Origin of the sequence: Phenylobacterium sp. (assembly GCF_044372605.1) — a bacterium.
Taxonomy (GTDB): Bacteria; Pseudomonadota; Alphaproteobacteria; order Caulobacterales; family Caulobacteraceae; genus Phenylobacterium.
Genome location: NZ_JBILRO010000096.1, coordinates 1 through 11,197 on the forward strand (window position 1 = coordinate 1; position 11,197 = coordinate 11,197).

Below are 11,197 nucleotides of genomic sequence, written 5' to 3' on the forward strand. Positions count from 1 at the left end.
GTCGCCCTCGCCCAGTGCGCGGCGCATGGCGTTGGCGTGTTTGACGTAGGCGGTGCGCTCGTCCGGCGTGGCCGCCACCGAGCGGAGGATGGCCATGGAGATGACGCTGTCGCCCTCGGCCAGACGGATGCCGCGCACGCCGGTGGAGTCGCGGCCGGCGAACACCCGGACCTCGTCCACGGCGAAGCGGATGCAGCGCCCAAGCGCCGTGGTCAGCAGGATGTCGTTGGCCTGGGCGTTGCAGACGCCGACGCCGACGATGGAGTCGCCGTCATCCAGCTTCATGGCGATCTTGCCGTTGCGCTTGATGCCGATGAAGTCGGAGAGCTTGTTGCGCCGCACGCCGCCGGAGCGGGTGGAGAACATCACGTCGTACTGATCCCACGTCGCCTCGTCCTCAGGCAGCGGCAGGATGGAGGTGATGGTCTCGCCGGGCTCGATGGGCAGGAGGTTGACGAAGGCCTTGCCGCGCGAGGTGGGCGTGCCGACGGGCAGGCGCCACACCTTGAGCTGATAGGCCTTGCCGCCGGAGGAGAAGAACAGCATCGGCGTGTGGGTATTGGCCGAGAAGACGCGGGTGACGGCGTCCTCGTCCTTGGTGGCCATGCCCGAGCGGCCTTTGCCGCCGCGATGCTGGGTGCGGTAGATGCTGAGCGGGGTGCGCTTGACGTAGCCGCCGTGGGTGACGGTGATCACCATGTCCTCGCGGGCGATCAGATCCTCGTCCTCAACGTCGGCGTCGCCGTCGATGATCTCGGTGCGGCGCGGGACGGCGAAGGCGGTGCGGACCTCGACCAGTTCCTCGCGGACGATGGCCATGATCTTTTCGCGCGACGCCAGGATGGTCAGGTAGCCCTGGATCGAGTCGGCCAGCGAACGGGCCTCATTGCCGATTTCGTCGCGGCCAAGGCCGGTCAGGCGCGACAGGGTCAGAGCCAGGATCGCGCGGGCCTGTTCGTCGGTGAGGCGGATCAGATTGCCGTCGATGGTGAGGCTGCGCGGGTCAGCGATCAGCTCGACCAGGGGCAGCATATCGCCCGCCGGCCAGTCCTTGGCCACCAGCCGCTCGCGGGCCTCTGACGGGTCCCTGGACGAGCGGATGATGTGGATAAACTCGTCGATGTTGGCGACGGCGATGGCGAGGCCGACCAAGACGTGGCCCCGGTCGCGGGCCTTGCCCAGTTCGAACCGGGTGCGGCGGACCACGACCTCCTCGCGGAAATCCACGAAGGCCGTGATCATGTCGCGCAGGCCCATCTGCAGCGGACGTCCGCGGTTCAGCGCCAGCATGTTGACGCCGAAGGAGCTCTGCAGCGGGGTGTAGCGGTAGAGCTGGTTCAGCAGTACCTCGGCGGAGGCGTCGCGCTTCATCTCGATGACGATGCGCATGCCCTGGCGGTCGCTCTCGTCGCGCAGGTCGGAAACGCCCTCGATGCGCTTGTCGCGGACAAGTTCGGCGATGCGCTCGACGAGGCTGGCCTTGTTCAGCTGGAACGGAATGGCCGTGATGATGATGGCTTCGCGGTCCTTGCGGATCTCCTCGACATTGGCGATGCCGCGCATGATCACCGAGCCGCGGCCGGTCATCAGAGCGGTGCGCGCGCCGGTGCGGCCGACGATCTGGCCGCCCGTGGGGAAGTCAGGACCGGGCACGATGTCGAGCAATTCGTCGAGGCTGACGTCGGGGTTGTCGACATAGGCCAGGCAGGCGTCGACCACCTCGCCCAGATTGTGCGGCGGGATGTTGGTGGCCATGCCGACGGCGATGCCGCCGGCGCCGTTGACCAGCAGGTTGGGAATGCGCGAGGGCAGCACAACGGGCTCGCTCTCGGAGCCGTCGTAGTTGTCCTTGAAGTCGACCGTGTCCTTGTCGAGGTCCGCCAGGATGGCCATGGCGGCCTTGGTCATGCGGCTTTCGGTATAGCGCATGGCGGCAGGAGGGTCGTTGTCCACCGAGCCGAAGTTGCCCTGCCCGTCGATCAGCAGCAGGTTCATCGAGAACGGCTGGGCCATGCGGACCATGGTGTCGTAGATCGCGACGTCGCCGTGCGGGTGGTATTTACCCATGACGTCACCGACCACGCGGGCGGATTTGACGTAGGAGCGGTCCGGCGTGTGGCCCTGTTCACCCATCGAAAACAGGATGCGGCGGTGGACCGGCTTCAGGCCATCACGCACATCGGGGAGCGCGCGGCTGACAATCACGCTCATCGCATAGTCGAGATAGGAGCGCTTGAGCTCGTCCTCGATCGCGATGGGGGCGATGCCCCCGCGGGCATCCTCGGGAGGGGTCTTGCTGTCGTCGGTCAAGGTGGGGAAATCGCCGTTCGAATCGAAGGGTTATATGACGGTTATGAGTAGCACCCCGGGGCGGCACGCGCCATCTCTCGCGTGTACGCGTGCGCGTGCGCGAGGGTGACAGGGCCCTGGCGGGCGAGAGCGGAAGGGTGACGCACCGGCGCATCCGAAGTAGTCATGAGCGATGCCGCTAACGCTTGGTGAACTGGCACCCTTCTTTACCGCGCCCACGCCGTCCAATCCGGGGTTTGTGTTCGACACGGCTGCCGGGCGGTACGTGCTGCTGATGTTCCTGCCGGCCATGCCCGAACAGCGGCTGGCGGCCCTGCAAACGATGGCGGCGCATCAGGCCCTTTTCGACGACGAGACGGCGTCGGCGTTCGTGATCCTGCGCGATCCGGATGCGGCCAGGGGGTTGCGCGACACGCGGGGCCTGCGGTGGATGCACGACCTCGACGGCAAGATCACCGAGCGCTATGGCCCGCAGCCGCACTGGCTGTTGCTGGACCCGACGCTCCGGGCGCTGTCCGCCGCGCCCATCGAGGCGCCCGGGCCGCTGTTTGACCTGATCCGGCGGCTGCCGCCGCCCGGCGCACACGCGGGCACGCCGCTGAACGCGCCGGTGCTGATCGCGCCCAGGATTTTCGAGCCTGAGCTCTGCCGGGCCCTGATCGATCTGCATGAGGCCGACGGGGGCGCCTTCACCGGGGTGATGCGCGATGCGGGCGAGCGCACGGTCGCGGTAATGGACGACCTGAAGAAGCGGCGCGATGTGCTGGTGGACGATCCCGACCTGGTGGCGGCGATCACGTCGCGGCTGGAGCGGCGGCTCTATCCGTTGATCAAGATGGCGCTGGGATTCTCTGTCACGCGGATCGAACGCTATCTGGTCAGTTGCTACGACGCCCAGGATGGCGGGGTGTTTCACCCGCATCGGGACAACACCACCCAGGGCACGGCCTATCGCAAGTTTGCCTGTTCGCTGAACCTGAACGACGATTTCGAGGGCGGCGACCTGCGGTTCGCGGAATTTGGCCCCGCCACCTATCGCCCGCCGGCAGGCGGCGCAGTGGTGTTCGCCTGCGGCCTGATGCACGAGGCGCTGAAGGTCACGCGGGGGCGGCGCTATGCGTTTCTGCCGTTCTTCTACGACGAGGCGGGGGCGGACGTGCTGGCGGCCTATCGGGCGCGCACCGGGGCCACAACAGGCGGTGCGGCATGAGCGCCTGGCCCGAGCTGCCACGGCTGTCCTGGGGCGAGTTCGCGCCGGCCTTCGTCGCGCCGACCCGGCGCAATCCGGCGTTCAACTTCAACACCCTGGCGGGCCGCTATGTGTTGCTGGGGTTCCTGCCGCAGGATGCGGCGGGTCGCGACGCGGCGATGCGGGTCTTTGCGAGCGTGCGTGAGCGGTTCGATGACCTCCACATCACGGCCTTCCTGTGCGGCGGCGCTCGGGATGACCCCTCGGTTCCGCCGGATCTGATCCCGGGCCAAAGGTGGTTTTTCGATCCCGGGGGCGAGATCGCCGGGCAGTGCGGGGCCGACCAGCCGACCTGGATCCTGCTGGACCCGTTGCTGCGGGTGCTGGACCGCGCGTCGATGGCGCAGAGTGCGGGGTTGTTTGCGCGGATCGCGGACCTGCCGCCGATCGACCAGAACGCGGGCGCACCGCTGAGCGCACCCGTGCTGATCGTGCCCCGGGTGTTCAGCAACGACCTGTGTCGCCGCCTGATCGCGCACTACGACGCGGAGGGCGGGGAACTATCCGGCGTGATGCGCGACGTGGACGGCAAGACCGTGGGCGTGATGGACCCCATGAAGCGCCGTCGCGACGTGCGGCTTGAGGACGTCCCTGAGCTCAGGCGCGAGATCCTGGGGCGGCTGGACCGCGCCCTGATCCCGATGATCGCCCGGGCCTTCCAGTTCCGGGCGACGCGTCTGGAGCGCTATCTGGTGGCCTGCTACGACGCCGACGAGGGGGGCTACTTCAAGGCCCATCGGGACAATGAGACGTTCGGCACGGCGCACCGGCGGTTCGCGGTCTCGATCAATCTGAACGCGGAGGGGTTTGAGGGCGGGGACCTGCGGTTCCCGGAGTTCGGCTCGCGGACCTATCGGCCGCCGACCGGCGGCGCGGTGGTGTTCTGCTGCGCGCTGCAACATGAGGCGACGCCGGTAACATGCGGGCGGCGCTACGCTTTTCTGCCGTTCCTCTACGATGAGGACGGGCAGAAGATCCGCGAGGCCAATCTGTCGAGGTTCCCCGACGCCACGCCGGCGGCAGGGGCGTGAAGACGGTTCTGCTGGGCCTGATGATCCTGGCGGCAGGCGCTGCGCCGGTTCGATCGGCGCCCGCAATCCAGCCGGGCTACTGGGAATCCACCAACAGGCTGCTGGCACCGATCCACCAGACCTCGACGGATAAGCGCTGCATCACGGCCGCCGACGTCGAGACGTTCATGGCCGGCCCGTCAAACCGCCACTACGCCTGCACCTACCCGGGCCGGGTGATCGCGGGCGGCAGGATCCGGCTGAAGGGCGTCTGCGTTTCGAAGACCGGCCAGAAGGTTTCGGTGCAGGGCGCCGGCGCCTACACGCCCACCAGCTTCACCCTGACCGCCGACATTGCGACCGTGTTCCTGGGCCTGAACATCGTGGGCCGCGCGACAACCGACGCCAGGCGGATCGGGGATGTTTGCCCGGTCGCGCCCTGAGCGGTCCGAGGCGGCAGCGGCGGTCTTACCCGCTATTGTCTTGTTGAGGGGGAAAGGCAGGGCACTTCGCTGGCCGTCCAGTCGAATTCATAGGTAGCCGGCACGTTCTCTCCGCCGCCAACGGACGCCTTCTGACCTGAGGGCTTGTAGAAGATCCAGCCCATACTGTTGTCGAATGCAGCTATTCGCCCGTTATCACGCTGCGCGGTGACCGCTTCGATCTCCGGCTGTTCGACGCGCGAACCACGCACCATGCGGATCGACCCATCGCGCAATTCCCAGGCGCGGTAGTAGTTTCGCCCGAATATCCGCGTATCGAAGCTAGCCTTTGACGACCATTCCTTCGCTTGTGTTGAGGTTGGCAACCGGACCGTCGTCACGTGGCAGCTATACTCAGGCTTTGTGTAGAACGGCACGTCCGGACTCTGATCCGCCGCGCGGGCTCGCCGCTCTGGTGGGCTGAAACCGCCTCCGGGCAGAGCCAGCGATTTCGCGCCACCTCCATCATCATCCCAGTTGATCTTTCCGGCGCCACTTATCGTCAGGATGCTTGCACCCGCCTTTTGATCGTATCGCCACTGAACGTCGTCGATCGTCTGCCAGGTATTTCCAATCGCGCGCTGCCGGAAGGCGTCCTGTAGTTGTCCAGTCGACACGGTCGAAAACTTGATTTGCTCTTCCAGGCCTTTGACGCCACGAACGATCCTGGTCGACACAATCCGTGCAGGTTTGTCGAATCCAGCCCGCGCATCGATCTCATACAGGTTGACTTCTTCAGGCGTGGCCGGTGCTCGCCACTCCAACCTCTGAAGTTCATTGCCGGGTTCGGTCAGTGGCAGCACCCAGTTCACCGGGAATACCGGCCGGGCGCTCGGCGAGGCCACTGGCGGGAGTGTTCCATCCAGCCAATAGATGACCCCCTCGATCCGTGCCCGCACCAGGACATGATCGAAGTATTGCGGGATCGGCAGACGCTGATCGAGGCCGTCGTCGATGCCGGTCGAGTTGACGAGCACAGGCTCAGCATCAACGCCTAGCTCCTTGAGCAGGGCGAGCAGCAGAGCTGTCTTTCCCTTGCAGTCCCCATAACGGCGCTGCCAGGTCTCGTCGGCCGAGGCGGGTGTCAGATTGCCGGTATTGAGACCTACATAGATGTATCGCACATCCTGCTGGACCAGTTTAAGCGCCGCACTCGCCCGATCCAGCGGACTGGCGTTCGCAGCGGCGATGCGACCAGCCTCACGCTTGATTGTGGAATTGGCGTCCAGCGTCGCCGCCTTCGCATAGAGGGGCGCGAATTGACGGGACATCGCCGCCCAGTCAGCGAAGGCGGTGTATTCCACCATGCGTTGCCACTGAAAGCGCGCGGGCGCGTCCTTCGGCGGAGAAAGGACCGCGGGGTTGTCGAATCGAAAGTCGACCCTGTGATCGCCCGCCAGCATGGCCGCCGCCATGTCAGGAGTCATTTTGAGGTGAGGTTTGTGGCCCTCGTCCCAAACCAACCCCAGACGATATCGGCCGGGCGACGGGCTTGCCCCTAGGAGGAGGAGGCCGGCCGCCTTGCGCCCGAGCGTAGGGTCGTTACCAAAGGTGGTGAGGCCGACCTCGAGCTCGTCCCCCACACGCAGGTCCGGGACGCGCAAGATCGCGGTCAGGTTGCCATTGATCTGCGCGGCTTCCAGCTGATCCTCGCGCCGCAGAATCTCGAAGGAAGATGTCTTAAGGACATCAATGACCTGGTCGTCGCGAAAGACCTTGATGTCGTGAACGATCGGCGCTCCGGACCTTGGGTTCCAGGCGATCGAAATGTTGCCGAGGGGCAAGGCATTCGATTGGAGGATCTTGACGCGATAGCCGAGGTATTGCGCCTGCCCCTGATCGCCAAGATGAATTCTGGCATCCTGTCGACGCATAAACAGGGGGCCGCTGACGTTCTCCGGCACAGGCAATAGCACCGACGGATCGGACCACGTCGGGGCAGGACCCCGGCGCACCTGTTCGGTCTGCGCGCAAGCTGAACTCGCGACGAGCATCGACGCTAGAAGTAGTCCTGAAACGCGCACGGCTTTCCTCCCCAGATGGCGCATTGTGACGGGCGCTAGAGCGCTTGCAAGTTGAGTCTGCCACGTATTCAACCGGATCAGCGTGCAGGAGATATTGGTTTGGCTCAACGTCCGCGGCCCCCGATTGGAGTCGTTTCGGAGGTCAGCTAACGGGGATCTTTCCCGGCCGGGTGATCGCGGGCGGCAGGATCCGGCTGAAGGGCGTCTGCGTTTCGAAGAACGGCCAGAAGGTTGTAGCGCCTTCCTCTGGAAGCACCTCACGGGATATGGAGCGCCGTCGAGGCCAGGCGCTCACATCCTGCGGTTAACTGGCAGAAAGGGGCGCTTCACAGGTCAATACGCGAATGTTATTCGCTTTGATGTTTTGCAATGGTTCGGGCTCCGCCTTGCCGACGGCACCGCTAACTGGGGAGTAGGATGAGCGAGCACGATCAGATCGGTTACGCCGTGGATCACGGCGTGGCCTCGATCACCTTCAACCGGCCCGAGAAGCTGAATGCGCTCACCCCGGCCATGTTGCAGCTCTTCTTCACCGCTGTCCGGCGGGCGGCCGCCGATCCCGAATGCCGGGTGATCGTGATCACAGGCGCGGGGCGCGGGTTCTGCGCGGGCCTTGATCTGGGCGTCATTGGAACGGGCGGGACCTCCAACGCACTCTCGACAGCAGAGGATGACGCGCCTCCGCAATGGGGAGACGACGTCGGACCGGATCTGTCACGGTTCTTCTCGGGCGGATGGAATGAATTGATCACCTCCCGCAAGCCGACGATCGCCGCGATCAACGGCCCGGCATTCGGGTGGGGCTTCATCCTCGCCCTTCACTGCGACATCCGCTTCGCGGCCCGGTCCGCAGTGATGAACGCCACCTTCGCCCGTCTGGGCGTGCCGGCGGAAAAGGGCTCCGGGTGGCTGCTGGCGCGCCTGATCGGCTCGGCGCGGGCGCTTGACCTGCTCTATTCGGCGCGGCGCATAGATGGCGTCGAGGCTGAACGGCTTGGCATCGTCAACACCGTCTTGGCGGACGACGCTCTGGGCGAGCACGTGACCGCCTATGCCCGGCAGATTGCATCTCAATCGGCCCCCCGCGCCCTTGCCGCGATGAAGGCGCAGGTCTGGTCAGCCCTGGACGACCCCTATGATGTGGGCTTTGCCGATGCTGACAAGGAACAGGACCTGTGCACCAGGACTGAAGACTTCCGCGAGGGCGTCGCGAGCTACAGGGAAAAACGGGCCCCGAATTTTCGCGGTCAATGACGTTCAACGAAGACAAGCTCAGGAAGATCACATCATGAAGACGCGTATCACGGAGATGTTCGGGGTCGAGACGCCGATCGTCATGGGGGGGATGACCGGGGTCGGCTATGGCGAACTGGTGGCGGCGGTGGCCAATGCCGGGGCGCTGGGCTTCATCACCGCGCACATGTTCCCGTCGGGCGAGGCCCTGCTGGCGGAAATCGAGAAGACCAAGGCCCTGACCTCCAAGCCCTTCGGCATAAACCTGACGCTGCTGCCGTCGATCAACCCGATCCCTTATGACGACTATCGCGAGGCCATCATCGCGTCCGGCATCAAGATAGTTGAAACGGCGGGACGCGCGCCGGTGGACCACCTGCCCCGCTTCAAGGAGGCCGGCGTGAAGGTGATCCACAAGTGCACCTCCGTCCGGCATTCGGTCTCTGCCGTTCGCCACGGCGTGGACGTGATCAGCATCGACGGTTTCGAATGTGCCGGGCACCCGGGCGAGGACGATATCGGTCTCGTGGTGCTGCTGCCGGCGACGGTGGATGCCGTGGACGTGCCGGTGATCGCGTCCGGCGGCATGGCCGACGGGCGCAGCCTGGTCGCCGCCCTCGCGCTTGGCGCCGAAGGCGTGAACATGGGGACCCGCTTCTGTGCGACGGTAGAGGCCCAGATTCACCCGGCCGTGAAGCAGCAGATCGTGGATTTCACCGAGCGAGACACGGTGCTGGTGGGTCGCTCCCTGAAGAATACCGCCCGGGTCGCTCGCAACGCCATCTCGGAGCAGGTGGCGGAGATCCAGAGGGACCCGACCAAGTCCTTCGCCGACGTGAAGGAACTGATGGCGGGCGTCCGGGGTCGCAATAACGTGTTGCGTGACGGTGATCTGGATGGCGGCATCTGGACCACGGGCCAGAGCCAGGCTCTGATTCACGATGTGCCGACCTGCGCCGAGGTTGTCCGCAACATCATGGCCCAGGCCGACGGCATTCTGGCGAAACGCTTCGTGGCCATCGCAAACTGAGGCGCGGCCGGGAAAGCGCCTCGACCACCTGTCAACCTAACGCCCAAAGCCGCGGCCATTACCGCAGATCATCAGGACACCACAACCAATGCTGAAACTGCATTTTGCGCCGAATTCGCGGGCCGGACGGATTGTCTGGCTGCTTGAGGAGCTTCAACTTCCCTATGAAATCAACAGAATGGCGTTTCATCCGAAGGATCTGAAGTCCGAAGAGCACCGCGCGCGACATCCGCTCGGGAGAGTGCCGGTGCTCGAAGACGGCGATGTCTCGATCTATGAATCCGGCGCAATCGTCGACTATGTGCTGGAGCGCCACAAGAATGGCGGTCTGAAGCCTGCCGTGAATGACAATCGGTTTCCTGAGTATCTGCAGTGGTTTCATTACTGCGAGGGCATGGTGATGCCCGCCGTCAACACCATTGTGGTCCAGACCATCCTGCTTCCGGAAGATCGACGCGACGCCACCGTGCTGGGACAGGCGCAACGCCTGCTGTCCAAATCCCTTGAGCCGGTCAACACCGCGCTAGACGGCCGCGACTACCTGGTCGGTGATTTCTCTGCGGCCGACATCATGCTGGGGCATGCGTGTTTCATGAGCAATCGACTGGGGTGCGTGCCGGACGAGATGCCGCACCTCAAGGCCTATGTCGCCAAGGTCACCGCCCGTCCGGCTTTCCAGACCGCGATTACGATGCCGTAGAGCGGGGGCCTTCAGATCCCCAGCATGGCTCGCGCCATGATGTTGCGCTGGATCTCGCTGGTTCCCCCGAGGATCGTCACCGCCCGGTCGTACAGATAACGCCCCATGGCCACAGCCGCGTCACGACCTTCGTGGCTCGACTGCGGTCCCAGGGCCTCGATCGCCAGTTCGTCAAGGCGCTGGGTGAGGACGTTGCCCTGGAGCTTGAGCATTGAAGCGGCCGCGCCCGGAGATTCGCCCAGGGCCCGGGCGGAAACGACCCGGTGTTCCTGCATTTCGACCGCCGTGATGTCGATCTCGACCTGAGCTAGTTTACGGCCAAACCCTGCGTCCTGGGTGGCGTATCTGGACGCCAGGTCCTGAACCCATTTCAACCTCGCCCAGAGCCCGGTGGCGTAGTTGCCGCCGCGCTCGAACTCGAGAAGGTATTTGGCGACCGTCCAGCCCTCGTTCTCAGCCCCGATCCGCTGATGTTTCGGGACCCGCACGTCGTCGAAGAAGACCTGATTGAACTCATGGTCGCCGGCGATGTTCATGATCGGGCGCATGGTCAGACCCGGCGTGTTGCGGTCGATCAAGAGGAAGGAGATGCCGCGCTGGGGCTTGGCCTCCGGGTCTGTTCTGACCAGACAGAAGATGTGCGTCGCCTGATGCGCCAGGCTGGTCCAGATCTTGGTTCCGTTCACGACATAGTCGTCCCCGTCCGAATGGGCGCGGGTTTGGAGTGAGGCAAGGTCGGAGCCGGAGCCAGGCTCGGAATAGCCCTGACACCAACGGTGTTCGCCCGACAGGATCTTCGGCAGGTAGTAGGCCTGCTGCTCGGGGGTTCCGTGCCCGATAATCACCGGACCGCACATGCGGATGCCAAAACTGTGTATGCCCGGAGCCCCGGCCGAGGCGCACTCAGAGGCAAAGATGTGGCGTTGGGTCGTTGTCCAGCCCGTGCCGCCGTGCTCGACGGGCCAGTCCGGCGCCACCCACCCCTTTCGATGTAGCGTAGCATGCCATTTTGCCGTCGGCGCCAGCTCGCAGAAGGAGCCCGTCCTCGCCGCCCCGGCTGCGCGCAGGTCCTCGGTCAGGTGCGTGTCCAGAAAGGCGCGAACCTCTTCACGAAAGGCCAGATCGGCGGGGGCGAGTTGCAGGTCCACGGGTCATGTCC

The 11,197-nt window shown here is 65.0% G+C and carries 9 protein-coding genes; 6 read left to right on the forward strand and 3 right to left on the reverse strand.

Annotated elements, in window-relative coordinates:
* Nucleotides 1-2,310, reverse strand: a 2,310-nt coding sequence (gyrA, locus tag ACIQ42_RS09600) for a DNA gyrase subunit A (protein WP_397421978.1), incomplete at its 3' end; no start/stop codon positions are given.
* 172 nt (nt 2,311-2,482) lie between these two features.
* Between gyrA and ACIQ42_RS09605 the strand changes: the two genes are divergently transcribed.
* The 3 genes from ACIQ42_RS09605 to ACIQ42_RS09615 are packed head-to-tail and all read left to right on the forward strand — an operon-like array spanning nt 2,483 to nt 5,012.
* A complete protein-coding gene (locus ACIQ42_RS09605) occupies nt 2,483-3,520 on the forward strand; it encodes a 2OG-Fe(II) oxygenase (RefSeq protein WP_397421979.1) in 1,038 nt (345 codons plus the stop codon).
* Nucleotides 3,517-4,590 (forward strand): 2OG-Fe(II) oxygenase, encoded by a 1,074-nt coding sequence (locus tag ACIQ42_RS09610; protein ID WP_397421980.1) that lies wholly within the window; start codon nt 3,517-3,519, stop codon nt 4,588-4,590. Before ACIQ42_RS09605 ends, ACIQ42_RS09610 begins: the two co-directional genes overlap by 4 nt.
* Complete coding sequence (locus tag ACIQ42_RS09615) at nt 4,587-5,012, forward strand: DUF3617 domain-containing protein (RefSeq protein ID WP_397421981.1); 426 nt, start codon at nt 4,587-4,589, stop codon at nt 5,010-5,012. Before ACIQ42_RS09610 ends, ACIQ42_RS09615 begins: the two co-directional genes overlap by 4 nt.
* A 32-nt stretch (nt 5,013-5,044) precedes the next feature.
* Here ACIQ42_RS09615 and ACIQ42_RS09620 read toward each other — a convergent pair whose 3' ends face one another.
* Entirely contained in the window at nt 5,045-7,183 is a 2,139-nt protein-coding gene (locus ACIQ42_RS09620) for a DUF3857 domain-containing protein (protein ID WP_397421982.1), read from the reverse strand.
* A gap of 309 nt (nt 7,184-7,492) precedes the next feature.
* On the opposite strand from ACIQ42_RS09620, the gene ACIQ42_RS09625 reads away from it, so the two are divergent.
* The 3 genes from ACIQ42_RS09625 to ACIQ42_RS09635 all read left to right on the forward strand — a co-directional run bounded on the left by ACIQ42_RS09625 (nt 7,493) and on the right by ACIQ42_RS09635 (nt 10,038).
* Nucleotides 7,493-8,329, forward strand: coding sequence for an enoyl-CoA hydratase-related protein (locus tag ACIQ42_RS09625; protein WP_397421983.1), 837 nt, complete (start codon nt 7,493-7,495; stop codon nt 8,327-8,329).
* A 34-nt stretch (nt 8,330-8,363) separates the two neighbouring features.
* Nucleotides 8,364-9,338 (forward strand): NAD(P)H-dependent flavin oxidoreductase, encoded by a 975-nt coding sequence (locus tag ACIQ42_RS09630; RefSeq protein ID WP_397421984.1) that lies wholly within the window; start codon nt 8,364-8,366, stop codon nt 9,336-9,338.
* 88 nt (nt 9,339-9,426) lie between these two features.
* Complete coding sequence (locus ACIQ42_RS09635) at nt 9,427-10,038, forward strand: glutathione S-transferase family protein (RefSeq protein WP_397421985.1); 612 nt, start codon at nt 9,427-9,429, stop codon at nt 10,036-10,038.
* An 11-nt stretch (nt 10,039-10,049) separates the two neighbouring features.
* On the opposite strand, the gene ACIQ42_RS09640 is transcribed toward ACIQ42_RS09635, so the two are convergent.
* Complete coding sequence (locus tag ACIQ42_RS09640) at nt 10,050-11,186, reverse strand: acyl-CoA dehydrogenase family protein (protein ID WP_397421986.1); 1,137 nt, start codon at nt 11,184-11,186, stop codon at nt 10,050-10,052.
* Between the last annotated feature and the right edge of the window lie 11 nt (nt 11,187-11,197).

What these genes read in the sequence shown, in the direction of transcription:
- ACIQ42_RS09635 (WP_397421985.1), top strand. Translation starts at nt 9,427, where the DNA reads ATGCTGAAACTGCATTTTGCGCCGAATTCGCGGGCCGGACGGATTGTC.
- ACIQ42_RS09625 (WP_397421983.1), top strand. Translation starts at nt 7,493, where the DNA reads ATGAGCGAGCACGATCAGATCGGTTACGCCGTGGATCACGGCGTGGCC.
- ACIQ42_RS09610 (WP_397421980.1), top strand. Translation starts at nt 3,517, where the DNA reads ATGAGCGCCTGGCCCGAGCTGCCACGGCTGTCCTGGGGCGAGTTCGCG.
- ACIQ42_RS09630 (WP_397421984.1), top strand. Translation starts at nt 8,364, where the DNA reads ATGAAGACGCGTATCACGGAGATGTTCGGGGTCGAGACGCCGATCGTC.
- ACIQ42_RS09605 (WP_397421979.1), top strand. Translation starts at nt 2,483, where the DNA reads ATGCCGCTAACGCTTGGTGAACTGGCACCCTTCTTTACCGCGCCCACG.